Genomic DNA, 25,914 nt, shown 5'->3' with positions numbered 1-25,914 from the left:
CAATTAGTCTTTGGTACAATGTTCAAGGTTAGGGGAAGTATGCTGGTTGGTTCACTTTTCCGGGATATAAGAGCTGAAATAAGACAGCCCTGCCCGCGCTTTATTCATATCCGTTTGGGTTCTTGGATTGCCAGTTCCACATGTCCTGACACATTTCACGCAAGTCCTTCTCGGCGGTCCAACCCAGAAAATCGCGTGCGAACGCTGGATCTGCATAGCATTCGGCCACATCGCCGGGACGGCGTGGCGCGATCTCATATTTAATTCGCCGATTTGAAACATGCTCGAAAGCCTTGATCACATCCAGAACGCTATAACCCTGCCCCGTACCGAGATTAACGGAAAAGCACTTTGGTTCATCCAGCTTTTTAAGAGCTTTGAGATGACCTGCAGCAAGATCAACAACGTGGATATAGTCGCGAACACCCGTGCCATCCGGTGTATCGTAATCATTGCCCCAGACATTGAGCTTCTCTCGACGCCCCTTTGCAACCTGTGCAATAATAGGCATCAGATTGTTCGGTATCCCTTTGGGATCTTCGCCAATCAGGCCGCTTTCGTGCGCGCCAACCGGATTAAAATAGCGCAGAATTGCGATTTTCCAGCTGTTATCGCTGTTATAGAGATCGCGCAGCATGTCTTCGATGATCAGCTTGGTCCGGCCATAGGGATTTGTTGCGGACAGCGGCTGATCTTCGGTAATAGGTAGTTTTTCCGGGTCGCCGTAGACTGTGGCAGACGAGCTGAACACAAGCGTTTTTACGCCGGTTGATTCCATCGCCTGCAACAGACGCAGCGTTCCCAGCACATTACAGTCGTAATAATGCAGCGGCTTTTCGCACGATTCACCCACGGCTTTCAAACCAGCAAAATGAATAACAGCTGTGCATTTATGATGCTTTATGACCTGCTCCAAAAAAGCCCGATCGCGAATATCACCAGCTTCGCGAATGGGCGCACGGCCCGTAATCTTTTCAATACGATGAAGCGCCTCTGGATTGCTGTTATCGAAATTATCAACCACCACAACGTCGTGCCCCGCCTCAATTAGCTGCACACACGTATGCGAGCCGATATATCCGGCACCACCTGTCACAAGAATCGTCATTGTTTAAATACCTGCTTGTTGAACATGCCACACCAATGTGCGATCTCATGGTCATTTCATATCTGACTATGCAAAAACCGCGACCGACTGCAACCCAAACCATTTGATTCTCGCCGCTTGCCCGAATAATGCGAAATCAATTTATGTGGAGTGAAGATGGAACCTTCCCGCAATATTGACCGTCTTCTGGAAATAATGGTTGCTCTTCGAGATCCAAAAACTGGGTGTCCGTGGGATGTAGTGCAGACATCAAAATCCATTGCTCCCTATACGCTTGAAGAAGTGTATGAGGTCCTCGATGCAATTGAGCGCGATGACATTGATGATCTGCGCGAAGAACTTGGTGACCTGTTGTTGCAGGTGGTTTTCCATTCCCGTATGGCAGAAGAACAGGGCAGCTTTGCCTTTGGCGATGTGGTGGAAGCCATTACACAAAAAATGATCCGCCGCCACCCGCATGTCTTTGGGGATGATGAAGCCAGAAGCGCTGGCATGGCTAAAGGTTCTTGGAACCGCATCAAGGCTGAAGAAAAAGCTGAACGCGCCGAACGACGTGCAAAACTCGGTTTGGAAACAGTTGAGAAAACCCGTTATCTTGATGACATTCCCAACGCTTTCCCTGCCCTGCTGCGCGCTTTGAAACTACAGCAGAAAGCCGCAAAGGTGGGGTTTGACTGGTCCCATGCTGACCCGATCTTCGCCAAAATTGCAGAAGAAACAGCAGAACTCAAAGATGCCATCGCTTCGAAAGACAAATCGCATATTCAGGAAGAATATGGAGACCTGCTCTTTGCGATGGTGAATCTTGGCCGCCATTTGGAAATTGATGCTGAAACAGCCTTGATTGCCGCGAATGATAAATTCAAACGTCGTTTCGATTTTATCGAAAAGACATTGCAAGACACTGGCAGCAGCCTTGAAGAGGCACAGCTTGATGACATGGAAGCTATATGGGGAGAGGCAAAGAAAAAGGGGCTTTAATCAACCCCTTTTCTCAAGTCTTATCTTCCCATTTCGGACGAAACATCTGATAGACGTCTTGTGTCGTCGCATAATCCATATAGCCAAGTCGGGTCACCGGCTTGGCTTTTCTTATATCGAATAGACCGTCGGTCAGCACGGCTTCATCGATGTGAACACCGACAACTTCGCCGATAACCATGTAATTGTCGGTCGGCCTGCCCTCTTTGTCCTGTAAACGCCTGATCTCGACAGCCACGCATTCAAGTGCCGCATAGGCTTCTTTCACATAAGGCGCGGCTATGAGCTTGCTCTGGCCAACGTTCAGGCCAGCATATTCAAACTCGCTCACACCGCGCGGCGCATTAACGGAAGAAGCATTCATCTGCTCTCTGAGATGATCACTCACCAGGCTAGCGGTAAACTCGCCCGTTTCTTCAATGAATGAAACGCTATCTTTGAATCCGCTCGATGAAAACATGATCATCGGTGGGGTGTCGCATATCATATTGAAGAAAGAATAAGGCGAAAGATTTAATGCGCCATCTTTGGATCGCGTACCAATCCATCCAATGGGACGCGGAGCAATAATTGCCTTCAATGGATTGTGCGGAAGATTATGACCAGATGATGGCTCATAAAACATTTGTGCTTCCTAATAGTTACGGCGATTTTATAAACAAACGATCAGGACGCCCATGGCCCAGTGTAGTCAGAAACGATCTTATCCATATCAGCCCGCGGACGCTCAGGCATTTTATTTGCCGCTGTTCCGATATGAATAAATCCAGCAACGCGTTCTTCCGGTGCAAGTCCAAGATATGTGCGGGCGGGCGCATCGTCCGAATACCAATTGGTGATCCAGTTGGTTGCATATCCAAGTGCGTTGGCTGCAATACAAAGGTTCATAGCCACCGCACCGGCCGACAGAAACTGCTCCCACTCCGGAATACGTTCATGCGCTACTGGCGAAGATATAACGCCGATAACCAATGGCGCACGCGCAAAACGCGCTTTCTCCTGTTCCTTGCGACTTTCGGGCAGTGGGCCTTCCCGTTCTTCTGCGCGTTTCGCCAAATATTCTCCAACGTGAAAACGAATATCACCACGATAAAGAATAAAGCGCCATGGCGTCAAACGGCCATGATCCGGCACACGGGCTGCGACTTTGAGCAAAGAATCCAGTTCCTCACCATGCGGAGCAGGTTCGGAAATTGCGGAAATCGGTGTAGAACTGCGCTGCGCCAGAAACTCAAAGACCGGATGCGTCACGGGGAAACCTCATGGCTGAAATCTGCATAAAGCCCCTTTTCAAATAGAGGCTGCTCCTTCTCGCCCGACACACTTAAGGTGTAAAGCCCAAAATCCCTAATGCCTATCTCTCACAAATCGATATTTACAAAGATAATGTTGAGTTTGGCCTTGAATTCGCCACCCGCTTGGGTTCAAAACATCAACATGTCATTTGGTCTGGGTCTGTTTCGAGAAAACAGTGCAAAATCATCACGCGGCAAGTCACTTGCAACGGTGCTTTCGTTTGTCCTGATTGCCTCTCCTGCTTTAGCACAGGCACCCGAAGGCATTGAAGGTCAAAGGAGTGACAGCGGCTTCAAATTGCCGAGCTTCCAGTTGGAACTCCAAGCGCCCGATGTAACTCCACCTGCACAGACGCCTGTTGAAAATAATGGCCCTATACAATCAAACAATACGATTGGTTTGCCGAATTTTCCTGACCCTAAACTCAATCTGCCCACGATCAGCCCTTACGCCAGTCCGACCAGTCCAGAAAATAACCCCTTGATCAAAACGAGCCAGCTCGACCTGAAGGCTCGCCTTAATCAGGATGGGCCCGATATTTCATCTGGAATCGTATGGCGCGTTTTTGAACCGGAAACGGGAGAAGATGGACAATTGGCGCTGATAGCGTCATCCAAAGGCGGCAGCACGGTTTTCAATTTGCCAGAAGGCAGTTATCTGGTTCACGCTGCCTATGGGCGCGCTGGCGCAACCAAACGGATAACTCTTAGTAACAATATCCGGCATGAAGTCATGACACTTGATGCTGGCGGTATGAAACTAAGTGCCGTTTTGCCAGATAATGGCAAAATCAAAAGTGATCTTGTACGTTTTTCGATTTATTCAGACGAGGATAATAACGACCGTTCGCTCATAGTCCCTGATGTGAAGCCAGATACCATCATCCGATTAAACAGCGGCACTTATCATGTCGTTTCTAACTATGGGACCGCGAACGCTATAATCCGAGCTGATATCCGGGTCGAGGCTGGCAAGCTGACAGAAGCCACAGTTCAGCATCGTGCGGCAGAGGTTGTACTCAAGCTCGTTGCGAAAAAAGGCGGGGAAGCCCTCGCAGACACTTCATGGTCTGTTCTCAACGCCTCGGGTGATGTTGTTCGCGAAAGCGCGGGCGCTTATTCATCTATGGTTCTCATAGAAGGCGACTATGTGGCTGTGGCTAAGAACAAGGATCGTATTTATCAGCGCGACTTCAAAGTGACTTCAGGCAACAATGAAGAGGTTGAAGTTATAGCAAATAGAGAGTCAGAAGCGCTTACAGACGACGATGCGGTGCAGGATTGAATAAGAATATATCTAGGATTGAAAAAAGGCCCGCTCAAAGCGGGCCTTTTCTTTTATGCATTGCGCAGTCGCAGCAAATCTGGCGGCGTAGCCTCTTCTGTTAGGCGGGCAATCGCCTCATCCAGCGTCATCGATTCCTGATCGCGTGAACCAAGACGGCGCATATTGACCGTCTTTTCTTCCGCTTCACGCATCCCGCAGACGAGAATGACCGGAACTTTCTGAACCGAATGTTCGCGAACCTTATAGTTGATCTTCTCATTGCGAACGTCCGTTACAACCTGAAGACCAGCGGCCTTAAGCTTTGCAGCAACTTCAGCGGCATAGCCGTCAGCCTCCGAGGTAATCGTCGCAACAACAACCTGAACCGGTGCAAACCACAGTGGCATGTGACCGGCGAAGTTTTCGATCAGAATGCCAAGGAAGCGTTCCATCGAACCGCAGATGGCGCGATGAATCATCACTGGCTGCGTTTTTTCAGAATTGCTGTCGATGTAGAATGCGCCAAAACGCTCTGGCAGATTGAAGTCAACCTGCGTCGTTCCGCACTGCCATTCGCGACCGATAGCATCTTTGAGCGTATATTCGAACTTAGGACCGTAGAACGCACCTTCGCCCGGCAGAATACCAGTCTTGATGTCTTCTGACTGTTCCTTGATCTGCTCGAGAACTGTCATCATCACGCTTTCAGCGCGATCCCACAATTCATCCGAGCCAACGCGCTTTTCCGGGCGGGTTGAAAGCTTGATCGTGATCTCTTTAAAGCCGAAATCCTTATAGACCGACAGAATAAGATCATTGATACGAAGGCATTCAGTCGCCATCTGCTCTTCAGTGCAGAACACATGCGCATCGTCCTGCGTGAAGCCACGCACGCGCATCAGACCATGCAATGCGCCTGACGGTTCGTAGCGATGCACATTGCCAAATTCTGCAAGCTTTATAGGTAGATCGCGGTAAGACTTAAGACCATGCTTAAATATCTGAACATGACCCGGACAGTTCATCGGCTTCAATGCGAACACGCGGTCGTCGTCGGTATCGTCACCGGCGACAGTCACCTTGAACATGTTGTCACGATACCAGCCCCAGTGACCGGAAGTTTCCCAAAGGGATTTATCCAACACTTGGGGCGCGTTGACTTCCTGATAGCCGTGGCTATCCAGACGACGGCGCATATAGGCGACCAGCGTCTGGAACATGCGCCAACCTTTGGCATGCCAGAACACAACGCCCGGCCCCTCTTCCTGGAAATGAAACAGGTCCATTTCGCGGCCCAAACGGCGGTGATCGCGCTTCTCAGCTTCTTCAAGCATATGAAGATAGGCGTTGAGATCAGCATCATTGGCAAATGCCGTACCGTAGATGCGGGTGAGCATCGGGTTGTTGGCATCGCCGCGCCAGTAAGCACCAGCAACCTTCATCAGCTTGAATGAATTGCCGATCTGGCCTGTGGACGCCATATGCGGACCACGGCAAAGATCGAACCACTCCCCCTGATTGTAGATTTTCAGATCCTGACCTTCCGGGATCGCATCGACGAGTTCGACCTTGTAGCTCTCGCCCTTATCGGCAAAAACCTGCTTGGCCTTCTCCCGCGACCACACCTGCTTGGTGAACGGCTTGTTGCGCTGAATGATTTCGCGCATCTTCTTTTCGATAACCGGCAGATCATCGGGCGTGAAAGGCTCATTACGTGCAAAGTCGTAATAGAAACCGTTCTCGATTACTGGTCCGATCGTGACCTGTGTTCCCGGAAAGAGCTCCTGCACAGCCTCTGCCAGAACGTGCGCCGTATCATGACGAATCAGTTCCAGCGCACGCGGGTCTTCGCGGGTCAGAATTTCGATTGCACCGGAAGCACCAAGCGGATCGGAGAGATCGCGCACAGTGCCGTCTACGGCATAAGCCACGGCCTTCTTCGCAAGTGATTTAGAGATTGATTCAGCTAACTGGACACCGGTTGTTGCGGCATCATACTCGCGTACCGAGCCATCAGGAAACTGCATGGATACATTCGACATCATATTCTTCCTTATCCAGTCCCGCCAACGATTGCGGGTGGTTTTGCATGAAACGATCCTGCTTAAGTTTGCAGAAACGCCTATATGTTGCTTGCACAACAGGAATTGAAGACTGGCTATTAGTCTTTTTTAATTACTAGGTAAAGCAAAAGCGCGGTGGCAAACTGCATCACGGCGCTTTAAGCACGCAGAAAACTAGATGAGCTCAGTTACGGATAGCTAGACAGGGAACGCCCTGCTGCTTGAGCTTCTCACAAGTCTTTTCAGCAGCATCCGAATCCTTGAAGCCACTGAAGCGGACACGATAGACTTTCCGACCTCGGGTGGAAGGCGAAATCTCGCCCTTGGTGCCCGGAACCAGACTGCTCACGACGGGCAGATACTTGGCCTGTAACTCATTAGCACCTGAACGCGATGGAGTCGCTCCAACCTGAACGCGCCAAGCAGACATTGCGCCATTCAACAGGAAGCCGCCATCACCCTGCTCTATTTTTTTATCATCGATTATATCAGCAACGGCATCAACTTTTGGCTTTTCAGCCATAAGTGGAGAGATCACCGGCAAAGGTGTCTGGACCGAAGCTGTAACAATATCGTCGGTGCCTGTTTCGACGTCTTCGGCAGCAAAGCGGGTTAGCAATTTGGCCATGCGATCGTCGCGCTCACGCGATGAGCCGGCCCCCAACACGGCACCGACCAGATGCTTGTCATTGATAATAGCTGACGAAACGATGTTATAACCGGAAACATCTGTGTAGCCGGTCTTGATTCCATCAACACCATGATAGCGGTACATCAGATTGTTGTGACCGTTGAACGGACGACCTTTGTAGCTGAAAGAACGCTGCGAAAACAGCGCATACTCTTTTGGAAAGTCGCGCCGCAGCGACATGCCAAGCACCGCCATATCGCGGGCAGTCGTCAGCTGTGTCATTTTGCCTGTTAATCCCGATGGATTGACAAAATAGGTGCTTTTCATGCCAAGATTTCGGGCTTTGTGCGTCATCAGACGTGCGAAGCCCGCTTCTGAACCACCAAGATACTCTCCCATAACCGTTGCCGCATCATTGGCCGATACAATGATCATGCCATTGATTGCATCACGGACGGAAATGGTCTCGCCTGGCTTGAGCCAAAGCTTCATGCGGACTTTCGCGGAAGCATTTTTGGAGATGGGCATTTCATCGTCCCAATGAATACGACCCGTCTTCAAAGCTTCAAAAGCCAGATAAAGCGTCATCATCTTGGCAAGCGATGCAGGTGCATGCTGAACGGTGGAGCCTTCCTGCCCCAGAACAACGCCAGTATCGGCATCAAACACAACCCATGAAACATTTGCCATGGCGTTGGTAGCACCGAAGATGCTGGCACCAAGCGCAACACCGGCAATCAGCAGGGATATGCGGGACGACGATTTATGCATAATGGCTCGCAAGACTAGAAAACACGATGCAAATGGAGCTGAATTGCGGCGTCAAAAAGACACCAGACCAAACTGATTTGCGTTTCCTGATAAAACAGATTTATTATTAACGAATTCTAATCAAAGACAGATTGATCAACAGATTTTAATAAAATTGCTAGCTTTTTGTCGATGACACACGCCAATAGCGCCACGGCAAATACCAACGATAATAAGCAGACAATTTGCGCGGAACCGGATCAAAACCATGTGTCCCCATGGGGCCGCAGCGCATGATTCTGAATAGCCCCATCCAGCTACCATTCCACAATCCATAACGCGCTACAGATTCGTAGGTATATTCAGAACAAGTCGGCATATGCCGGCAGGAATTACCGATAAATGATGAGAACGTCAGCTGATAAAACCTTATCAAGCTTGTGCCGAGTAATCTGCCCGGGGTTTTTCGCCACGGATCAGTAAAGTTTCGGGTTTGCCGCTTCCGGTGAGGGGCAACATCAACCGAATGATTTTTCCCGCAACCACACATCAGGCGACCTGCACCTTTTTTTCGATTTGCTCAATACAATCGACAACTGCATCGAATGTCAGAAGCGTCGAGGCATGACGAGCTTTGTATTCTCGTACAGGCTCAAAATATTTTAAATCTTCAAAATGCCCATCCGGTACAGGACCATTTTCTTTAAGCATCCGATACATTTCATCGCGTACGGATCGCAACTCTTGCGATGAACAGCCAACGACATTTCGCGCCATAACAGACGAAGACGCCTGCCCCAGAGCACAGGCTTTGACCTCATGTGCGAAATCGCTAACGACACCATCGGCCATTTTAAGGTAAACAGTGACGGTGGACCCGCACAATTTTGAGTGTACGGTCGCTACGGCATCGGGATCCGCTATGCGCCCCAACCGTTCGATATTTCCTGCAAATTCGAGGATTCGTTTGTTATAGACTTCATCAATCATTAGACAAACCTTCCGCCTTGCCGGATAAAAACGTAATTATGTCGCCCGGCTACGGTTTGAAGTTATAATTTCCTCTCTATATAATAGTGAGATTGCGGATGCGCCATGGGTAGATTATCACATGGCCATGAGCCGCCTTTGAAATACCCGTCCGGCAGCTTGTTGCTGCCTGATCAATACATCGCACGTTCGCAAGACGCATCGTTGTATTGTCCGTTTAACTCGCCTCCTCCTTGAAGGAGGCTACTGGAGAATACTGATGGACGCTCGCATCCTCAAAATTGGTGACGAATCCACTTTGCAAACTCCGCTGCAAAAACCAACGCAGGCCGAAGCGGAAGCCGCCGTGCGCACTCTTCTTCTTTGGGCAGGTGATAATCCTGACCGGGAAGGCCTTCTGGATACACCAAGGCGTGTAGCTAAATCCTACAGTGAAATTTTCGGCGGTTATGCTGAAAGTCCAGAAGATGTGCTTGGAACAACCTTTGAAGAAGTATCCGGCTATGATGACATGGTGCTGGTGAAGGATATTACCTTCTTCTCGCATTGCGAACATCATATGGTTCCAATCATCGGCAAGGCCCATGTCGCCTATCTACCAGATGGCAAGGTGCTTGGCCTGTCTAAGATTGCACGTGTTGTTGATATTTTTGCCCGACGCCTGCAAACACAGGAAAGCATCACGGCCCAGATCGCTGATAGCATTCAGCGTATTTTGAAGCCCCGCGGTGTCGCGGTTTTGATAGATGCCGAACATATGTGTATGGCGATGCGTGGCATCCGCAAACAGGGTTCAAGCACAATCACAACGACATTTACCGGCGACTATAAGAGTGACGTGAACGAACAGGTTCGCTTCATGAGCCTCATTCGCCAATAATAAAGACATTCAGGCACCACAATGAGTATTTTTCCCGTTCAGCCTTCAGACAAGAAGGCAATTGAAGAAGGCTTGGTTTTCATGCCACGCTTCGACGCATCAGGCCTGATCACAGCAGTCGTTACCGACGAACGTGATGGCGAGTTGCTGATGGTCGCTCATATGAACGAGGAAGCATTGCGCCTGACGCTTGAAACTGGGATCGCGCATTACTGGTCGCGCTCCCGCAATACGCTTTGGAAAAAGGGCGAAACCTCCGGCAATCTGCAAAGCGTGATCGAGTTGCGTACCGATTGCGATCAGGATGCACTGTGGCTGAAAGTTCGCGTCGCAGGAGATGGCCCAACATGCCACACAGGCCGTCGCTCTTGCTTTTATCGTCAGGTTCAATCCGAAAATGGTCAGGTCAGCCTGTCGCTGAATAATTCCTGCGGCCACAAACACTAAATCTTCCCGTGATTTGTGTCTCTCTCCAAATCGACGTGAAGGCGTGATTTTCTCTCGCGACTTCAATTTGCAGCATTTATTGTTTCGAAAAGGTGTTTTGATACACTCACCGAAATGAAAGGTGCTTGGTCGATATGCTCGCATGGGGTCAAAGGCGCAAGGCAACCAATACGCAACCCTTGAAGCCGGAAGAAGAAGTCACGGATCTACAGCAGGCGCGTCATGAACCACGCCGCATTGCGCTTGCGCTTGGCGGCGGTGCGGCGCGTGGCTGGGCACATATCGGTGTGCTGCGTGCGCTTGATGAAGCTGGCATTGAAATCGAAATGATCGCCGGCACCTCAATCGGCGCGCTGGTTGGTGGCTGTTATCTTGCGGGCAAGCTCGATCAGCTTGAAGAATTCGCGCGCAGCCTCACACGGCGCCGCATGTTCAACCTCCTAGACATCACATTTCGCGGCAGTGGCCTTTTCGGCGGCATGAAGCTCGACAGCCGTATGCGTGAGCATCTCGACGGTTTGCGTCTTGAAGATCTTGATCGCCCATTTGTCGCCGTATGTACAGAATTGCGCACGGGCCACGAAATCTGGCTCTCTACAGGCCCGCTGGTTGAAGCCATGCGGGCATCCTACGCCCTGCCCGGTGTGTTTGAACCCGTCCGCTGGCAGGAGCGCGTATTGGTCGATGGTGCGCTGGTCAACCCGGTTCCCGTCTCTGTCTGTCGTGCCTATGAACAACGCCTCGTGCTGGCGGTGAACCTGCATTACGACCAATTTGGCCGTGCTGCGGTTATCAAACACGCTCAATCGCGTCAGGACTCATTAAACGAAGCGATTCATGGTGAGAAGGAAAGCCGCCTTGGCATTACGGGAGTCATGATGGAAGCTTTCAACATTATTCAGGACCGTATTTCCCGCGCGCGGATGGCTGGCGACCCACCCGATGTTTCGCTGATGCCAACTGTTGGACAAATCGGCCTCGCCGACTTTCACCGCGCATCTGAGGCAATCGACATCGGCTATGCAGAAACCGTCAAAAGGCTGGAAGACATTAAGCGTCTTCAAGGCATCAGCGGCTGATAACTCATTATTTTTCTATTATTTTCAAAAAGATTGGATGAAGTTCAAGAATAGACTTGTGCCTTTCGGATCGATTTGCTAGATGCCTCCTCGCTGACAAGTTCAGCTTCTACCACGTGCGGTCGTGGCGGAATTGGTAGACGCGCAGCGTTGAGGTCGCTGTGGGGCAACCCGTGGAAGTTCGAGTCTTCTCGACCGCACCATTCTCTCCCAAGAGTTATGATTTCTTTTAAGACGCAGCTCTGCGACCTGGTTAAACACCAGATGAAGCAGGGATTTTTTGTATTTTAAAATCAGACATTTAAGCCCAATATAAAATAATTTCATTCAATTGTGCTCAACTGCAAGAATGGCCTTGTGCAGTCCAGATTGATTTGCTAAATGCCCTCTCGCTGACATTGTTCAGCTTCTACCACACAGTGCGGTCGTGGCGGAATTGGTAGACGCGCAGCGTTGAGGTCGCTGTGGGGCAACCCGTGGAAGTTCGAGTCTTCTCGACCGCACCATTTTCTCTCAAACGATAGTTTTGTTTAGCGCCAGAATGGCAGCATTAAACCCTTTCGTTTTTCAAAAAAGCCCGCTTTAAGCGGGCTTTTTCTTTATCAGTGTTCACCATGTTCGCCCAGTTTCGGTGAACGTGTGTCGAGCTTCAGTTCAGCATCCGAGAATCGGATTGGCGTCCGCAGGCCCGGCACGCCGTCAGGATCTATTCGCATCTGACGCGCGATAAATTGCGGATCGGCAAACACATCTTCAACCGTGTTGATCGGCCCGGCGGGCACGCCTGCTTTGGCGAGTGCAGCCAGAAGGTCATCTCGTAACCATTGCTTCGTGCGATCTTCCAACAAAGCGGTCAGTGCATCGCGATTGGCAACGCGTAACGAATTGGTCAGAAAACGAGAATCGCTCGCAAGATCACCGACACCCAAGATCGCTGTCAGTTTTGCAAACTGACCGTCATTGCCACAGGCGATAATGAAATAACCGTCTGATACAGGCAGCGTCTGATAAGGCGCGATATTGGGATGCGCATTGCCCATCCGCTTGGGCGAAATGCCCGACGCCAGATAATTCATGCCCTGATTGGCAAGAACCGCTGTCATGCAATCAAACAGCGCCATATCAATGTGCTGGCCCTTTCCCGTGCGCTCACGCATGATGAGCGCCGACTGGATAGCGATGACGCTATAAAGACCAGTGAAAATATCTGCGAAAGCCACACCAATCTTTTGCGGTTGCCCGTCCGGCTCGCCAGTCAGGTCCATGATTCCGCCCATGCCCTGGATCATGAAATCATAACCTGCACGTGCTGCATAAGGCCCGGTGTGGCCAAAACCCGTGATTGAGCAATAGATCAGTCGCGGATTGATGGCTTTCAGGCTTTCATAGTCGAGACCGAATTTATCAAGACCGCCGAGCTTGAAGTTCTCAATCACCACATCTGCATCGGCAACGAGCTTGCGAACAAGCGCCCTGCCCTCGTCGGTACGAAAGTCGGCAATGATGGATTGCTTGCCACGATTGCAGGCGTGGAAATAGGCAGCCGACTCTTCGCCTTCAACTTCGATAAATGGCGGTCCCCATCTGCGCGTATCGTCACCTTCAGGGCTTTCGACCTTTATAACATCCGCGCCGAGGTCGGACAGTGTTTGTCCGACCCATGGACCGGCCAGAATGCGGGCCAGCTCAATGACTTTAAGACCCGCAAGCGGTGTATTCTGCATTTCTCAAAACCTTTCCGGCGATCAGAAGAAGGCCTGAATGCCGGTCTGCGCACGTCCGAGAATCAGCGCATGAACATCATGCGTTCCCTCATAGGTGTTGACGGTTTCAAGATTCTGCGCGTGGCGCATAACGTGATATTCGATCTGAATGCCGTTGCCGCCATGCATGTCGCGAGCCTGACGCGCAATATCAAGCGCCTTGCCGCAATTGTTGCGCTTGACGATGGAAATCATCTCAGGTGCCATTTTGCCTTCGTCAAACAGACGGCCAACGCGTAAGCTTGCCTGCAAGCCCAGCGCTATTTCAGTCTGCATATCGGCGAGTTTCTTCTGATAAAGCTGCGTGCCAGCGAGTGGCTTGTCGAATTGTTTGCGATCAAGACCATACTGACGCGCACGGAACCAGCAATCCTCTGCCGCACCCAGCACACCCCATGAAATGCCATAGCGCGCACGGTTGAGGCAGCCGAATGGACCCTTTAGGCCCGATACATTCGGCAACAGTGCATCTTCCGATACTTCCACGCCATCCATAACGATTTCGCCAGTGATCGACGCACGCAACGAAAGCTTTCCGCCAATCTTCGGGGCAGAGAGACCCTTCATGCCCTTTTCGAGCACAAAGCCACGGATCGCACCATCATGGGCGGTCGACTTAGCCCAGACCACAAAAACGTCGGCAATCGGCGAATTGGAAATCCACATTTTGGAACCGCTGATGCGATAGCCGCCATCGATCTTATCGGCGCGGGTTTTCATGCCCGCAGGATCGGAACCGGCATCAGGCTCAGTGAGACCAAAGCAGCCGATCAATTCGCCGGAAACCAGACCCGGCAGATATTTCTTGCGCTGTTCGTCGGAGCCATAAGCATAGATCGGATACATGACGAGCGACGACTGAACGCTCATCATCGAACGATAGCCGGAATCGATGCGCTCGACTTCGCGTGCCACAAGACCATAGGAAACATAGCCAGCATTGGCTGCGCCGTATTCTTCGGGAAGCGTTACACCAAGAAGGCCAGCCTGCCCCATCAGACGAAACAGGTCCGGGTCGGTCGTTTCATCAAGATAAGCTTTTTCAATGCGCGGCAGCAGAACATCGCTCGCGAAAGCCTGCGCCGAGTCGCGGATCATCCGCTCGTCCTCGGTCAGTTGCTCATCAAGCAGAAACGGATCTTCCCAGTTAAATGCGGCACGCGACATGAATAATCTCCTCAAATTCAGGTGCCCAAATGTGACCGGAAAAGCAGAATCATGCAATGAACGTTTACTCATCGATCTATTCTGTTTAGTAATAGATGATGACATCACTATCGAGACGCCTGCTTCCTTCGACAAGCGCGCTTGCTGCCTTTGACGCAGTGGCGCGACACGAGAGCTTTTCGAGTGCGGCGGAAGAGCTGTCTCTGACGCAAGGGGCTGTCAGCCGTCAAATAGCAGCATTGGAAGAACAACTTGGCGCTGCTCTGTTTGACCGCACCAGTCGCCATGTTTTGCTGACCGATGCCGGACGCGCCTATCTGAGTGGGATCAGCCCCGCCCTTGCCTCCATTCGCGCGGCCTCATTGCAGGTCATGTCGCAAATGCGTGGGACAACGCTCAATCTTGCATTTCTGCCGACCTTCGGCACCCGTTGGCTGATCCCGAGAATCCCGCGTTTTGTCGCGCAATATCCGGATATTATTCTGAATTTTGCCACCCGCATTGGCCAGTTCGACTTTGAGCGCGAGGGCCTTGATGCGGCAATCCATATTGGTCAACCGGACTGGCCGAATGCCGATTGCACATTTCTGATGGAGGAAACGGTTGCGCCTGTTTGCAGTCCAGCTTTTCTGAAACAGCATGCAATCACCGAGCCGAATGACCTGTTGCGCCTGCCACTTTTCAATATGGCATCACGCCCCGGGGCATGGAGCCACTGGTTCAAAAGCCTCGACATTGCAGCACCTATTGCGGGCGGAATGCGCTTTGAGCAGTTCTCAAATGTTTCTCAGGCTTGCGTCGCAGGTCTTGGAATTGCACTGATGCCGCTGTTTCTGATCAGTGCGGAAATTGAAAGCGGGCAGCTTGTCGTGGCCTATCAGCACACTGTCAAAAGCCCGAGCAGCTATTACTTTGTGACACCGCAGGCGCGTGCAAATACGCCTGCGGTCAAAGCTTTTCGCGATTGGCTTCTTACTGAGGTCAATCGCGAGTTCGATCCTCACGCCATCGAGTTACTGACGATCTCATAAGAACGAAGACGCTTTTGATGGTCATAGATCATGCCCGTCACCATCAACTCGTCAGCTCCGGTGCGTTCAGCAAATTCGCGAATGCCCTTGTCGACCGTTTCGGGGCCACCCACGACACGACATGACAGCATCTGGCGCACCAGTGCCTGTGCGGAAGGATCAAGCTGCTCCTGATAACCCGCAACCGGTGCCGGCAACTTGCCCGGACGACCGCTGCGCAAGTTCACAAATGCCTGCAATTGCGACGTGAACAGATAATGTGCTTCTTCGTCCGTATCGGCTGCAATGACATTCAGCCCAAGCATGACGTAAGGCTTCTGCAGATATTCGGACGGCTCAAATCGTTCTCGATAAAGCTCTACAGCGCGTTCCATGTCAGCCGGTGCGAAATGGGAGGCGAAGCCATAAGGCAGCCCCAGCATCGCAGCCAATTGCGCGCCAAACAGGCTTGAACCGAGAATCCAGACGGGAACATTCAGTCCCGCGCCCGGCACGGCCTGAACGCGCTGTGCGGGATCAGCCGGCTTGAAATAATTGAGAAGCTCCACGACATCGCGCGGAAAATCATTGGCGCTGCTTTCCAGATTTCGGCGAAGCGCGTGTGCGGTCAGCTGATCGGTGCCCGGCGCACGACCAAGCCCCAGATCGATACGACCCGGAAACAGCGAAGCCAGCGTACCGAACTGTTCTGCGATTACCAATGGCGAATGGTTAGGCAACATGATTCCGCCTGCACCAACGCGAATGGTGGACGTGCCCGCTGCCACATGGCCGATAACAACCGAGGTAGCCGCACTGGCAATACCGGGCATGTTGTGATGCTCGGCCAGCCAATAGCGCGTAAAGCCCAGTCTTTCGGCCTGCTGGGCCAACTCGAGCGTGTTGCACAGAGACTGTCCAGCATCGCTGCCTTCAGGGACGGGTGAAAGATCGAGTACGGATAAAGGTATCATGCTAGCTCATATGGTGTGAAAAAGCGGGGATGCAACTTCATCCCAACAAAAAGGGCAGCCCACATGTGGCCGCCCTTAATCGTATTATTCAACACAAGTTTCAGTGATGGGATGCAGTCGCCGGTTCTTTGCCATCTTCCTGCGATGGCAAGTACTCGCCTTCCACGTCCTTCTTGGCGATGAACGTATAGAACATCGGCACCACGAACAGCGTGAAGACCGTACCGATGGTGATACCGGTGAAGATCACCAGACCCATCGAATAACGCGCTGCTGCACCTGCGCCGCTTGCAATAATCAGCGGAACAACACCGAGCGCCATAGCAGCCGTAGTCATGAGAATCGGACGCAGGCGGGTTTCAGCTGAAAGGATGATCGCCTCACGACGCGAATGGCCATGCAGGCGACGCTGCTGATTGGCAAACTCCACCATCAGAATGCCGTGCTTGGTTATAAGCCCTACAAGAGTAATGAGACCAACCTGCGTGTAGATGTTCAACGTTCCCAGACCAAGGTTCAGCGGAACGATCGCACCGAAGATCGAAAGCGGCACCGACATCATGATGATGAACGGATCGCGGAAGCTTTCAAACTGCGCCGCAAGCACCAGATAGATCACTATAACGGCCAAGCCGAAGGCGATCATGATCGTGTTGCCCTGCTCCACTTCCAGACGCGACTGACCGGAATAGTCGAGGAAGAAGCCTTCCGGCATCTTCTGCTGCGCCAGATTGACGAGTGTTTGGAGGCCCTGACCTGTTGTGACACTTGGCATTGGCAAGGCAGAAATCGTCGCCGAGTTAAGCTGGTTGAATTGCTCAATAGCGGCAGGCGAAGCATTCTGCTTGATCTCGATTACTGAAGAAAGTGGCACCATTGCACCCGACACACTGCGAACGAAGAATTCGCCGAGCTTCTCCGGTGTAGAACGATAGGCGTCCGGCACCTGAGTGATGATGTCATAACTGTTGGAATCGCGGTCAAACTTGGCGATTGATGCCCCGCCTGTCAGAAGGCCGAGGGTCGAACCGATATCGCTGACCTGAACACCAAGCGTTGCTGCGCGATCACGATCAATGGTGATCGTGGTTTGCGGTGCATTATAGGACATAGAGTTCTGGACAATGATGAATTGCCCCGATGCCTGTGCTTCGTTCTTAATTTCTTCGGCCAGTTCAAAAACCTGACTGGATGGCCCCGTCGACTGAAGCGCAATCGAGATCGGCAGACCACCACCGGCACCCGGCAGCGATGGAGGCGCAAAAATGAATGCATCGACGCCAGCAACTTTTGTCAGCTTCGCAGTCAGGTCTTCCTGAATCTGCTTTTGCGAGCGTGTGCGTTCAGACCAGTCCTTGAGAACCCAAAGCGCAATACCGGACGTTGTACCGCCATCCATACCAACGATCTGGAAACGTGTATCCAGTTCAGGCAGGTCCTTGGTCAGGCTATCGATCTGTTCTGCATAAAGATTGGTATATGCAGATGTCGCATATTGCGGAGCCTGGAACATCGAGAACAGCGCGCCCGAATCTTCTTCGGGTGCAAGTTCCGTTGAGGTATTCACAAAAAGGAAGCCTGTGAGCCCAACCAGAGCAATAACAATCATCAGGGTAATCGGACGATAGTTAAGTGAGCCGGATACCATGCCATGGTACCACTTTTCGAGCTTCTTGAAATTTCGGTCGATAAATTGCTGGAATCGTGAAGCTTCACCGTGCTTCAGCATTCGCGCGCACATCATCGGCGAAATCGTCAAAGCGGCGACGCCTGAAATGATAACTGCACCAGCCAGCGTGAAAGCAAACTCCCGGAACAACGAGCCGGTCAAACCGCCGGTAAACCCGAGAGGCGCGAACACCGCAGCCAGAGTGATCGTCATAGCGATAATGGAGCCGGTAATTTCCTTCATACCTTTGAAGGCGGCATCCATTGGACGCAATCCTTCTTCGATGTGGCGGTGAATGTTTTCAAGCACCACAATCGCGTCATCCACCACCAGACCAATCGCCAGAACCATCGCCAGCAGCGACAGGAGATTGATCGAAAAGCCGAGGATATAGAGGAAGAAGCAGACGCCGATCAGCGAAATCGGGATTGTGACAATCGGGATAAGGACCGAGCGGAACGAACCGAGGAAGACGATGATGACCAGAATAACGATTGCGACAGCTTCACCGATAGTTGTGAAAACTTCACTGATCGACGAGCTGATCTGCTCGGTCGCGTCATAAACCAGATCAAGTGTCATACCTTCAGGCAGAGATGCTTGAATGGCTGGCAGTTCCTTTTTGAAAGCCGTCGCCACATCAATCGGATTCGCAGACGGAGTCGGATAGATTGCCAAAAACGTACCGGCAGACCCGTTGAACGAAACGATGGTGTCTGTGCTCTTCGCAGCCAGTTCAACTTTTGCTACATCACGCAGACGGACAATCTGGTCGCCCGTTGACTTGATCGGCATTGCGCCAAAGGCTTCCGGCGTCTGCAATGTCGATTCAAGAGTAATCGAAGATGCTACATATTCATTTTTAGTCTGTCCCGGCGCAGACAGGAAGTTCGACGCATTGATCGCGGCAAGCACTTCAGCAGCTGTAACTTGACGCGCTGCAAGCTGGATCGGATCGATCCACACGCGCATAGAGTAGACCTGACCGCCCAGAATATCAGCCTTCGCCACACCCTGAACCGTGGAAATGCGCGGTTGCATGACACGTTCCAGATATTCAGTAATCTGTTCGCTGGTCATGTTGGGGTTCTGTGCGGCCAAATACATAGTCGCAAAGCTCTGCCCCGTTCCTTTGACGATAACTGGATCGTCGGATTCGGACGGCAGATTGCCACGAACCTGATTAACCTTTGCAATCACTTCCGTTAGTGCCGCATCAGGATTTGCGCCAAGCTTCATCTGGACTGTCACCGTGCTCGACGATGGGCGGCTAGATGACGTAACGTAATCAATGTTTTCTGTCGTCGCCACAGATTCGGCAATCGGCGAAGTGATGAAGCCCTGAATAAGCTCCGCACTTGCACCCGCATAAGCGGTCGAGACAGTGATCACAGTTTCATCAACCTTCGGGTACTCGCGCACCGAAAGCTGCGCAATCCCTTGAAGACCGAGGAGAATGATCATGAGAGCGACCACCGTAGCAAGAACGGGTCGCCGGATGAAAATATCGGAAAAACTCATCTCGACCCCTCTTACTTATCAGCCGCAGGGATTGGATTGACCGTATTGTCAATCGTTACAGGTGTTCCGGCTGAAAGCCGGTTCTGACCCGCTGTGATTACGATATCGCCAGCCTTGAGGCCATCAGTGATTTCAACGACCCCCCCGTAGCTGCGTCCAATCTTGACGAAAACCTGCTGCGCGACCTGCTTTGCAGCCTCGCCTTCAGGAGCTTTTTCACCTTCTTTTGGCTGTGCAGGGCGAACCGCATAAACATAGTCGCCATAAAGGCTGCGAATGACAGCGGTCTGTGGAAGTGCCAGCACATTGTCTTCCTTTGGAAGTTCAACGCGGACCTGAACAAACTGTCCCGGCGTCAGGCGTGGGTCGTCGTTTTGCACTTCGGCGCGCACTGAAACCAGACGGCTCGAAGGGTCGATCTTCGGATCGATACCGACAATTGTACCACTATAATTAAGCTGTTCCATACTTGGACCAACCTGCACCGGCTGTCCCAGCCTGAGCTGAGGCAGCGACTGCTCCGGCACAGTGAAATCGATGCGCATCTTGTCAGTTTCCTGCAATGTACCGATGACTGTGCCCGGTGTCAGATACTGACCGACATCGACTTTCGAAATACCAATAACACCTGTAAATGGTGCCGTGACTGTCTTCTGATCAAGGACTGCCTGCATCTTGGCAACAGCAGCCTTTTTGGCGCTCGCCGCAGCCGCAGTCGTATCGACATCAGAAACAGCCCCAACACCACGCGTCCTCAGTGTTTCAGCACGTTTTAGATTTTGATCCGCAAGCACGGCTTCAGCCTTGGCAGCCACCAAATCAGCCGTTTCAATGCTGTTTTCAAGCTGAAGAAGCACAGTTCCCTGCTTGACTTCCTGATTGGCTTTAAAGTCGATTTTATCAACAATCCCGCTCACCTGAACTGTCAGATCAACGCCATTAATGGCTTTAGCGGAGCCAATTGCTTCAATACCTGGCGTCCATGTCGTGGGTTCGAGTGTTATGGTAGAAACCGTCTTGGCCGGCGGCTGCATATTGGCGAAGAAATCCTTGATCGCCTGAGTTCTAAACAGGTTAAAACCAACGAGCCCCCCCACGACGATCACGAGGAAAATTATTGCCAGAATGAGGCGTTTGATCATTGCGGATGCACTCCAGGGTGTCGTTGGCGTGCTTCCTTTATGTTCCTCACAATTTGGTCGCACGTATTTTACTTGAATATTAGAGAGAAATAACTGTACCGTCTGGACGGTATTGTCAACTATCGAACTGTCAGGAGACCATAGGAATTGCACGCAAAGAATAAGGTCCCTTCGCGAGAGCGCATTTTGCGCGCAGCAGTAGAGCTCGCCCAAGAAGTCGGACCAGCACATATCTCTCTCGACGCAGTTGCCGCCCGCGCCGGTCTCTCCAAAGGAGGGTTGCTTTACTCATTTCCGACGAAAGCAAAACTGCTTGAGGGCGTGGTCGAAGAGTATATGAAAGAGCATGAACGTGCGATGGAAGTTCAGGAAAAACTTCAAGCTGGCGGGAAAAATCAGGTAGCGCGAGCCTTCTTTGATGTTTTCCGCATTCAAGCTGATGATGAACCTCCGGCAAGCGGCATTTTGGCGGCGCTGGTCGAAAATCCGGATTTCATGATCCCGGTCAGGCATTATCACCGAGCCTTGCTGGATCGTATGCTCAAAGATGCATCAGATCACAATCTTGTTCTGATCACCTACCTGGCGCTAACAGGTTTGGAATGTGGACGCTTGCTGGACTGTGACATTGTAAGTGAAGAAGAACGGCATTCCGTCATTTGTCGCTTAGAAAAGCTCCTCCAAGACGGGTAATTTTTGTTTTACGCATGTCTTAGCCTCAAAAATCGATGCCCACTTTTGAGAGACATGCTTAAGGACGCACAAAAAACGCGCCATCTGCGGCGCGTTTTTATCGAGTTAAATAGCAGGTATATCGCCCCTCTCCCATCCGGCTGTCGTTTCGGCCGCAAAATCGTCAAAACGACCTTCAGCGATTGCAGCACGAATCCCCTGCATGAGATATTGGTAATAGGCCAGATTGTTCCATGTCAGCAGCATTCCGCCCAGCGCTTCACCGGATTTGACCAGATGATGCAGATAGGCGCGGCTGTAATCACGCGTCGCCGGACAGTTAGACTCTGGATCAAGCGGACGATGATCATCGGCATGACGCGCATTACGCAGGTTCACCTTGCCAAAGCGCGTGAACGCCAGACCATGACGACCAGCACGTGTCGGCATCACGCAATCAAACATGTCTATACCGCGGGCAACCGATTTCAAAATATCATCCGGCGTGCCCACGCCCATCAGATAGCGCGGCTTTTCTGTAGGCAGAATCGGGCAAACCACCTCGAGCATCTCAAGCATGACGCTTTGCGGTTCACCAACCGCCAGACCGCCAACCGAATAACCTTTGAGATCCATCGCCTTCAGCGCCTCAGCCGAGCGCTCACGCAGGCGCGCATTGTCGCCGCCCTGAACAATGCCGAACATCGCCTTACCGGCCTGTATGCCAAACGCCACCTTGCAGCGTTCAGCCCAACGCAATGACAACTCCATCGCGCGCTCGGTGTTCTTTTCAGGTGATGGCAGCGCCACGCATTCGTCAAGCTGCATCTGAATATCGCTATCGAGCAGTCCCTGAATTTCAATGGAACGTTCCGGCGTCATTTCATAAGGCTTGCCATCGATGTGCGAGCGGAAAGTCACACCGTTTTCATCAAGCTTACGCAACTGAGCGAGCGACATGACCTGAAAGCCGCCAGAATCGGTCAGAATCGGGCCTTTCCAGCCACCGAATTCATGCAGACCACCAAGACGGGCGACGCGCTCAGCGCCCGGACGCAGCATCAGATGGTAGGTATTGCCGAGGATAATATCCGCGCCCAAATCCTTCACCTGATCCATATACATGGCCTTAACGGTTCCGGCTGTGCCAACCGGCATGAAGGCAGGTGTACGCACCACGCCGCGCGGCATGGAGATTTCTCCCTGACGGGCTGCGCCATCACGCGCAAGCACTTTGAATTCAAAATTTTCGCTGGTCATGCCGTGTCTCTAAATAATTATGCAGGAAAAGGAAACAGGTTCATGCACGTTCTAAAAGAGAAGAGTCCCCGTAGGAATAGAAACGATAGCCTGTGTCGATGGCGCGTTTATAGGCTTCATGCATGGTTTCAAAACCGCTGAACGCTGAAACCAGCATGAAGAGCGTCGAGCGCGGCAGATGGAAATTGGTCATCAGCAGATCGACCGCACGGAACTTATAGCCCGGTGTGATGAAAATATCGGTCGGACCCGCCCATGGGCGAATGACGCCATCTTCACCGGCAGCGCTCTCGATCAGGCGCAGCGATGTTGTGCCGACACAGATCACCCGCCCACCACGTTTATGAACAGCATTCAGCGCATCGGCTGTTTCCTGCGAAACGTAACCGATCTCGGAATGCATCTTATGCTCGGTGGTATCGTCTGCCTTAACAGGAAGAAATGTACCCGCTCCCACATGCAGCGTTACGAAATGCTCTTCGATGCCACGTTCGCGGATCTTTTTAAGCAGTTCCGGCGTAAAATGCAGCCCGGCAGTCGGTGCTGCGACAGCACCCTCCTCACGCGCATAAACCGTCTGATAATCGCTGCGATCGCGCTCATCTTCGGCGCGTTTGGACGCAATATAAGGCGGCAATGGGATATGGCCGACCGAAGCAATGGCTTCATCCAGCATCGCGCCAGAAAGGTCGAACACCAGAAGAACCTCACCCGCGTCCCCCTTCTCGGCAACAGTTGCGTCGAGTGTTCCAAGGAAGCAGCTTGAACCCGAATGGCCAAAACGGATGTGGTCGCCTTCCTTCACGCGTTTGGCCGGACGCAGGAATGCTTTCCAGCGATCAGGGCCGATACGCATGTGAAGCGTAGCGCTAATCTGCGAAATATTGCCATCCCGCTCGCGTATACCTTCAAGCTGTGCGGGAATGACTTTGGTATCGTTGAAAACGAGCGCATCGCCCGGCTGCAAAAGATCAGGCAGTTCGAATACCTGTCGATCTTCGAATGGCTGACCGGGACGCACACGCAGAAGCTTAGCATGGTCGCGCGGTTCGGCTGGACGCAGAGCAATGCTCTCTTCCGGCAAATCGAAATCGAAAAGATCAACACGCATCATAAACCTCATCAGAGCATTTCAATTTCAGAAATGCATCAAAGCAAGAGCGGCCCCGGCAAAACCGGAGCCGCTATATTTCTATAGAAACGACTGAATTAGATGTCTGAAGCGATGCGGGCAGTTACGATCACGTCTGGATCGGTAACTGGTTCGCCGCGCTTGATCTTGTCCACATTGTCCATGCCTTCAATAACCTGACCCCATACAGTGTACTGACGGTCCAGCCATGGAGCATCGGTGAAGCAGATGAAGAACTGCGAGTTAGCCGAGTTCGGGTTCTGCGAACGAGCCATCGAAGCAGTGCCGCGCTTATGCTGGGTGTTCGAGAACTCAGCCTTAAGATCAGGCTTGTCCGAACCGCCCATACCAGCGCGTGAGCCGTTGAAATGCGCGCCACCCGTCTTGCCGAACTTGACGTCGCCGGTTTGAGCCATGAAGCCGTCGATAACGCGGTGGAACACAACGCCGTCATAAGCGCCTTCGCGTGCCAGTTCCTTGATGCGTTCGACATGGCCAGGAGCCAGATCAGGGAAGAGTTCGAGAACGACATTGCCCTTGGTGGTTTCAAGAACGAGCGTGTTTTCCGGGTCTTTGTAAGCCATCGGGCCTCTCCTATTGAGCGTATCCCCAAAAGTTGGAATGATTTTGGGACGGGGATACGTGTTGAATTTAAAACTTTTTATTTTGAGATCGTGGCTTTGACGATCTTGTCGGGGTTTTCAACCGAGCCATTGTCGGATTCACTTCCCTTTTTGATCTTATCAACCACGTCCATGCCACTGACAACCTTGCCAACAACCGTGTACTGGCCGTTCAGAAAGGCACCATCATTGAACATGATGAAAAACTGCGAGTTCGCTGAATTCGGGTCCTGGCTGCGCGCCATACCAACAGTGCCGCGTACAAAAGGCTCCTTGGAGAATTCGGCCGGGAGGTTAGGAAGCTCGGAACCCCCTGTGCCAACGCGCGAAGCATTGAAACCTTTATCGACATTACCAAACTTGACATCACCCGTCTGTGCCATGAAGCCAGGGATCACACGGTGGAAAGCCACGCCATCATATGCACCTTGTTTCACGAGCTTTTCAATCTGTGCAACGTGCTTCGGGGCAAGCTTTGGGTCTAGTTCAATAGCAACATTGCCGTCTTTGAGCTGCAAATTGAGGGTGTCAGCGGCAAAAGCCACGCCTTGAGAAAGCGCAACAAGCGTAGCTGCGGCCAAGGCCGAACGGATGAATGACATAATCGAGAAACTCCCTGAATCAGGATTTGAATTTTGCTTCCAGAGCCGAAGCAACAGCTACGGGAACGAAGGGCTTTACATCGCCGCCCATTGAGGCAATCTGGCGGACCAATGTGGCAGTAATTGTGCGTACAGCAGGATCGGCGGGCAGAAAGACGGTCTGCAATTCCGGTGCCATTGTTCCATTCATGCCCGCCATCTGCATTTCATAATCGAGATCAGTGCCATCGCGCAGACCACGCACCATGAGCTTCGCGCCATGCTTGCGCGCGGCATCAATGACAAGTGCATCAAACGAAATCACGGAAACGCGCGGCGCGTCAGCCCCAAGCAAAGCCTTAGCGCTTGCGTTGATAAGCTCGACACGCTCTTCAAAGCTGAACAGCGGTTTCTTGCCGGGATGCACGCCAATGGCGACGATAACCCGATCGGCAAGACGCAATGCGCCTTTCAAAACATCCATATGGCCGTTGGTGATCGGGTCGAAAGAACCCGCATAAATCGCGATCGTCATTTCTTCCAGCTAGCCTTTTCTCATCAGATTTTCAACAACAACCACAATTGAAAGAAATCAGAAACCAAGAAAACAAATTGAATGAGCAGTGAAGCACGATTTCACACGAGATTCACGACCAGTTTACCAGCACAGGCGCAAGTTCGGTGCAACCTTTTTGCTTCTCAGGCGTATCTATAACGAAAGGATACCGCGATGATGATATTTCTTCTGGCATTATCCATGATGGTAGCAATGGCTGCATCGGCGATTATTTTGCTTCTGGAAGAGAATGAAGCAAAGCGCCAACGCGTACGTCCCGCCGCTTTTAGCCTAAGCGCCATGCGTAAATTGAGTTCGCGTTAAATATAGTTTTGAGTTTCCTGAGATTGCAA

The 25,914-nt window shown here is 51.8% G+C and carries 24 protein-coding genes, 2 tRNA genes and 1 pseudogene; 10 read left to right on the top strand and 17 right to left on the bottom strand.

All coding sequences use genetic code 11. From position 1 onward, the window contains the following. Positions 1-100: 100 nt before the first annotated feature. A complete protein-coding gene (gene galE / locus H5024_RS07310) occupies positions 101-1,108 on the bottom strand; it encodes a UDP-glucose 4-epimerase GalE (RefSeq protein WP_187544874.1) in 1,008 nt (335 codons plus the stop codon). Positions 1,109-1,264: 156 nt separating this feature from the next. Between galE and mazG the strand changes: the two genes are divergently transcribed. Next, positions 1,265-2,089: a nucleoside triphosphate pyrophosphohydrolase gene (mazG, locus tag H5024_RS07305; protein ID WP_187544872.1), complete on the top strand. Its 825-nt coding sequence runs from the start codon at positions 1,265-1,267 to the stop codon at positions 2,087-2,089. Between the two features lie 13 nt (positions 2,090-2,102). On the opposite strand, the gene H5024_RS07300 is transcribed toward mazG, so the two are convergent. Both H5024_RS07300 and H5024_RS07295 read right to left on the bottom strand, forming a co-directional pair. Further along, positions 2,103-2,714, bottom strand: coding sequence for a flavin reductase family protein (locus H5024_RS07300; RefSeq protein ID WP_187544871.1), 612 nt, complete (start codon positions 2,712-2,714; stop codon positions 2,103-2,105). Positions 2,715-2,755: 41 nt separating this feature from the next. Further along, positions 2,756-3,340 (bottom strand): nitroreductase, encoded by a 585-nt coding sequence (locus H5024_RS07295; protein ID WP_187544869.1) that lies wholly within the window; start codon positions 3,338-3,340, stop codon positions 2,756-2,758. A 441-nt stretch (positions 3,341-3,781) separates the two neighbouring features. Between H5024_RS07295 and H5024_RS07290 the strand changes: the two are divergent. Further along, positions 3,782-4,669, top strand: a pseudogene (locus H5024_RS07290) (hypothetical protein); the annotation flags it as partial. 53 nt (positions 4,670-4,722) lie between these two features. Here H5024_RS07290 and thrS read toward each other — a convergent pair. The 4 genes from thrS to H5024_RS07270 form a co-directional block, all read right to left on the bottom strand. Next, complete coding sequence (thrS, locus tag H5024_RS07285) at positions 4,723-6,696, bottom strand: threonine--tRNA ligase (protein ID WP_187544867.1); 1,974 nt, start codon at positions 6,694-6,696, stop codon at positions 4,723-4,725. A 202-nt stretch (positions 6,697-6,898) separates the two neighbouring features. Beyond that, complete coding sequence (locus H5024_RS07280) at positions 6,899-8,116, bottom strand: D-alanyl-D-alanine carboxypeptidase (RefSeq protein ID WP_187544865.1); 1,218 nt, start codon at positions 8,114-8,116, stop codon at positions 6,899-6,901. Positions 8,117-8,273: 157 nt separating this feature from the next. Further along, positions 8,274-8,645 (bottom strand): membrane protein insertion efficiency factor YidD, encoded by a 372-nt coding sequence (gene yidD / locus H5024_RS07275; protein ID WP_187544863.1) that lies wholly within the window; start codon positions 8,643-8,645, stop codon positions 8,274-8,276. Beyond that, positions 8,645-9,085: an iron-sulfur cluster assembly scaffold protein gene (locus tag H5024_RS07270; protein WP_187544861.1), complete on the bottom strand. Its 441-nt coding sequence runs from the start codon at positions 9,083-9,085 to the stop codon at positions 8,645-8,647. The genes yidD and H5024_RS07270 overlap by 1 nt, the downstream gene beginning before the upstream one ends. Before the next feature lie 259 nt (positions 9,086-9,344). Here H5024_RS07270 and folE point away from each other — a divergent pair, with 259 nt between their 5' ends. The 5 genes from folE (at position 9,345) to H5024_RS07245 (ending at position 11,997) form a co-directional block, all read left to right on the top strand. Beyond that, positions 9,345-9,965 (top strand): GTP cyclohydrolase I FolE, encoded by a 621-nt coding sequence (gene folE / locus H5024_RS07265; RefSeq protein WP_187544859.1) that lies wholly within the window; start codon positions 9,345-9,347, stop codon positions 9,963-9,965. A gap of 21 nt (positions 9,966-9,986) precedes the next feature. Next, entirely contained in the window at positions 9,987-10,412 is a 426-nt protein-coding gene (gene hisI / locus H5024_RS07260) for a phosphoribosyl-AMP cyclohydrolase (RefSeq protein WP_187544857.1), read from the top strand. Between the two features lie 134 nt (positions 10,413-10,546). After that, positions 10,547-11,491, top strand: coding sequence for a patatin family protein (locus tag H5024_RS07255; RefSeq protein WP_187546689.1), 945 nt, complete (start codon positions 10,547-10,549; stop codon positions 11,489-11,491). Between the two features lie 118 nt (positions 11,492-11,609). Then, positions 11,610-11,694 (top strand) — tRNA-Leu (locus tag H5024_RS07250). 218 nt (positions 11,695-11,912) lie between these two features. Beyond that, positions 11,913-11,997: transfer RNA gene (locus H5024_RS07245), tRNA-Leu, on the top strand. A gap of 96 nt (positions 11,998-12,093) precedes the next feature. Here the strand turns inward: H5024_RS07245 and H5024_RS07240 are convergent. Next, positions 12,094-13,215 carry a CaiB/BaiF CoA-transferase family protein gene (locus tag H5024_RS07240; RefSeq protein ID WP_187544855.1) on the bottom strand — a complete coding sequence of 374 codons (1,122 nt, stop codon included), beginning with the start codon at positions 13,213-13,215 and terminating at the stop codon, positions 12,094-12,096. 21 nt (positions 13,216-13,236) lie between these two features. Beyond that, the gene (locus H5024_RS07235; RefSeq protein WP_064320643.1) at positions 13,237-14,421 is read right to left on the bottom strand and encodes an acyl-CoA dehydrogenase; all 1,185 of its coding nucleotides are present in this window, start codon (positions 14,419-14,421) and stop codon (positions 13,237-13,239) included. A gap of 98 nt (positions 14,422-14,519) precedes the next feature. Here H5024_RS07235 and H5024_RS07230 point away from each other — a divergent pair, with 98 nt between their 5' ends. After that, positions 14,520-15,452, top strand: a complete 933-nt coding sequence (locus H5024_RS07230) for a LysR family transcriptional regulator (RefSeq protein ID WP_187546686.1) — start codon at positions 14,520-14,522, stop codon at positions 15,450-15,452. On the opposite strand, the gene H5024_RS07225 is transcribed toward H5024_RS07230, so the two are convergent. The 3 genes from H5024_RS07225 to H5024_RS07215 form a co-directional block, all read right to left on the bottom strand. Continuing rightward, entirely contained in the window at positions 15,422-16,405 is a 984-nt protein-coding gene (locus H5024_RS07225) for an LLM class flavin-dependent oxidoreductase (RefSeq protein ID WP_187544853.1), read from the bottom strand. The two genes, H5024_RS07230 and H5024_RS07225, sit on opposite strands and share 31 nt — an antisense overlap. Positions 16,406-16,505: 100 nt before the next feature. Then, positions 16,506-19,595 carry an efflux RND transporter permease subunit gene (locus H5024_RS07220; protein ID WP_187544851.1) on the bottom strand — a complete coding sequence of 1,030 codons (3,090 nt, stop codon included), beginning with the start codon at positions 19,593-19,595 and terminating at the stop codon, positions 16,506-16,508. Between the two features lie 11 nt (positions 19,596-19,606). Beyond that, positions 19,607-20,737 carry an efflux RND transporter periplasmic adaptor subunit gene (locus H5024_RS07215; protein WP_187544849.1) on the bottom strand — a complete coding sequence of 377 codons (1,131 nt, stop codon included), beginning with the start codon at positions 20,735-20,737 and terminating at the stop codon, positions 19,607-19,609. A gap of 147 nt (positions 20,738-20,884) precedes the next feature. On the opposite strand from H5024_RS07215, the gene H5024_RS07210 reads away from it, so the two are divergent. Next, the gene (locus tag H5024_RS07210) at positions 20,885-21,430 is read left to right on the top strand and encodes a TetR/AcrR family transcriptional regulator (RefSeq protein WP_187544847.1); all 546 of its coding nucleotides are present in this window, start codon (positions 20,885-20,887) and stop codon (positions 21,428-21,430) included. Positions 21,431-21,535: 105 nt separating this feature from the next. Here H5024_RS07210 and tgt read toward each other — a convergent pair whose 3' ends face one another. The 5 genes from tgt to coaD all read right to left on the bottom strand — a co-directional run bounded on the left by tgt (position 21,536) and on the right by coaD (position 25,540). Continuing rightward, a complete protein-coding gene (gene tgt / locus H5024_RS07205; protein ID WP_187544845.1) occupies positions 21,536-22,669 on the bottom strand; it encodes a tRNA guanosine(34) transglycosylase Tgt in 1,134 nt (377 codons plus the stop codon). A gap of 40 nt (positions 22,670-22,709) precedes the next feature. Beyond that, entirely contained in the window at positions 22,710-23,780 is a 1,071-nt protein-coding gene (queA, locus tag H5024_RS07200; RefSeq protein ID WP_187546684.1) for a tRNA preQ1(34) S-adenosylmethionine ribosyltransferase-isomerase QueA, read from the bottom strand. Positions 23,781-23,878: 98 nt separating this feature from the next. Continuing rightward, positions 23,879-24,385 carry a peptidylprolyl isomerase gene (locus H5024_RS07195; protein WP_187544843.1) on the bottom strand — a complete coding sequence of 169 codons (507 nt, stop codon included), beginning with the start codon at positions 24,383-24,385 and terminating at the stop codon, positions 23,879-23,881. A 77-nt stretch (positions 24,386-24,462) separates the two neighbouring features. Continuing rightward, complete coding sequence (locus H5024_RS07190; protein ID WP_187544841.1) at positions 24,463-25,026, bottom strand: peptidylprolyl isomerase; 564 nt, start codon at positions 25,024-25,026, stop codon at positions 24,463-24,465. A gap of 19 nt (positions 25,027-25,045) precedes the next feature. Then, entirely contained in the window at positions 25,046-25,540 is a 495-nt protein-coding gene (coaD, locus tag H5024_RS07185) for a pantetheine-phosphate adenylyltransferase (RefSeq protein WP_187544839.1), read from the bottom strand. Between the two features lie 195 nt (positions 25,541-25,735). Here coaD and H5024_RS07180 point away from each other — a divergent pair, with 195 nt between their 5' ends. Then, complete coding sequence (locus tag H5024_RS07180; RefSeq protein ID WP_187544837.1) at positions 25,736-25,885, top strand: hypothetical protein; 150 nt, start codon at positions 25,736-25,738, stop codon at positions 25,883-25,885. Positions 25,886-25,914: the final 29 nt, after the last annotated feature.

Origin of the sequence: Ochrobactrum sp. Marseille-Q0166 (genome assembly GCF_014397025.1) — a bacterium.
Taxonomy (GTDB): Bacteria; Pseudomonadota; Alphaproteobacteria; order Rhizobiales; family Rhizobiaceae; genus Brucella.
This window is presented reverse-complemented; position numbering and strand designations above follow the sequence as displayed.

What these genes read in the sequence shown, in the direction of transcription:
- galE (WP_187544874.1), bottom strand. Translation starts at nt 1,108, where the DNA reads ATGACGATTCTTGTGACAGGTGGTGCCGGATATATCGGCTCGCATACG.
- mazG (WP_187544872.1), top strand. Translation starts at nt 1,265, where the DNA reads ATGGAACCTTCCCGCAATATTGACCGTCTTCTGGAAATAATGGTTGCT.
- H5024_RS07300 (WP_187544871.1), bottom strand. Translation starts at nt 2,714, where the DNA reads ATGTTTTATGAGCCATCATCTGGTCATAATCTTCCGCACAATCCATTG.
- thrS (WP_187544867.1), bottom strand. Translation starts at nt 6,696, where the DNA reads ATGATGTCGAATGTATCCATGCAGTTTCCTGATGGCTCGGTACGCGAG.
- H5024_RS07280 (WP_187544865.1), bottom strand. Translation starts at nt 8,116, where the DNA reads ATGCATAAATCGTCGTCCCGCATATCCCTGCTGATTGCCGGTGTTGCG.
- yidD (WP_187544863.1), bottom strand. Translation starts at nt 8,645, where the DNA reads ATGTGTGGTTGCGGGAAAAATCATTCGGTTGATGTTGCCCCTCACCGG.
- H5024_RS07270 (WP_187544861.1), bottom strand. Translation starts at nt 9,085, where the DNA reads ATGATTGATGAAGTCTATAACAAACGAATCCTCGAATTTGCAGGAAAT.
- folE (WP_187544859.1), top strand. Translation starts at nt 9,345, where the DNA reads ATGGACGCTCGCATCCTCAAAATTGGTGACGAATCCACTTTGCAAACT.
- hisI (WP_187544857.1), top strand. Translation starts at nt 9,987, where the DNA reads ATGAGTATTTTTCCCGTTCAGCCTTCAGACAAGAAGGCAATTGAAGAA.
- H5024_RS07255 (WP_187546689.1), top strand. Translation starts at nt 10,547, where the DNA reads ATGCTCGCATGGGGTCAAAGGCGCAAGGCAACCAATACGCAACCCTTG.
- H5024_RS07240 (WP_187544855.1), bottom strand. Translation starts at nt 13,215, where the DNA reads ATGCAGAATACACCGCTTGCGGGTCTTAAAGTCATTGAGCTGGCCCGC.
- H5024_RS07235 (WP_064320643.1), bottom strand. Translation starts at nt 14,421, where the DNA reads ATGTCGCGTGCCGCATTTAACTGGGAAGATCCGTTTCTGCTTGATGAG.
- H5024_RS07230 (WP_187546686.1), top strand. Translation starts at nt 14,520, where the DNA reads ATGACATCACTATCGAGACGCCTGCTTCCTTCGACAAGCGCGCTTGCT.
- H5024_RS07225 (WP_187544853.1), bottom strand. Translation starts at nt 16,405, where the DNA reads ATGATACCTTTATCCGTACTCGATCTTTCACCCGTCCCTGAAGGCAGC.
- H5024_RS07220 (WP_187544851.1), bottom strand. Translation starts at nt 19,595, where the DNA reads ATGAGTTTTTCCGATATTTTCATCCGGCGACCCGTTCTTGCTACGGTG.
- H5024_RS07215 (WP_187544849.1), bottom strand. Translation starts at nt 20,737, where the DNA reads ATGATCAAACGCCTCATTCTGGCAATAATTTTCCTCGTGATCGTCGTG.
- tgt (WP_187544845.1), bottom strand. Translation starts at nt 22,669, where the DNA reads ATGACCAGCGAAAATTTTGAATTCAAAGTGCTTGCGCGTGATGGCGCA.
- queA (WP_187546684.1), bottom strand. Translation starts at nt 23,780, where the DNA reads ATGCGTGTTGATCTTTTCGATTTCGATTTGCCGGAAGAGAGCATTGCT.
- H5024_RS07195 (WP_187544843.1), bottom strand. Translation starts at nt 24,385, where the DNA reads ATGGCTTACAAAGACCCGGAAAACACGCTCGTTCTTGAAACCACCAAG.
- H5024_RS07190 (WP_187544841.1), bottom strand. Translation starts at nt 25,026, where the DNA reads ATGTCATTCATCCGTTCGGCCTTGGCCGCAGCTACGCTTGTTGCGCTT.
- coaD (WP_187544839.1), bottom strand. Translation starts at nt 25,540, where the DNA reads ATGACGATCGCGATTTATGCGGGTTCTTTCGACCCGATCACCAACGGC.
- H5024_RS07180 (WP_187544837.1), top strand. Translation starts at nt 25,736, where the DNA reads ATGATGATATTTCTTCTGGCATTATCCATGATGGTAGCAATGGCTGCA.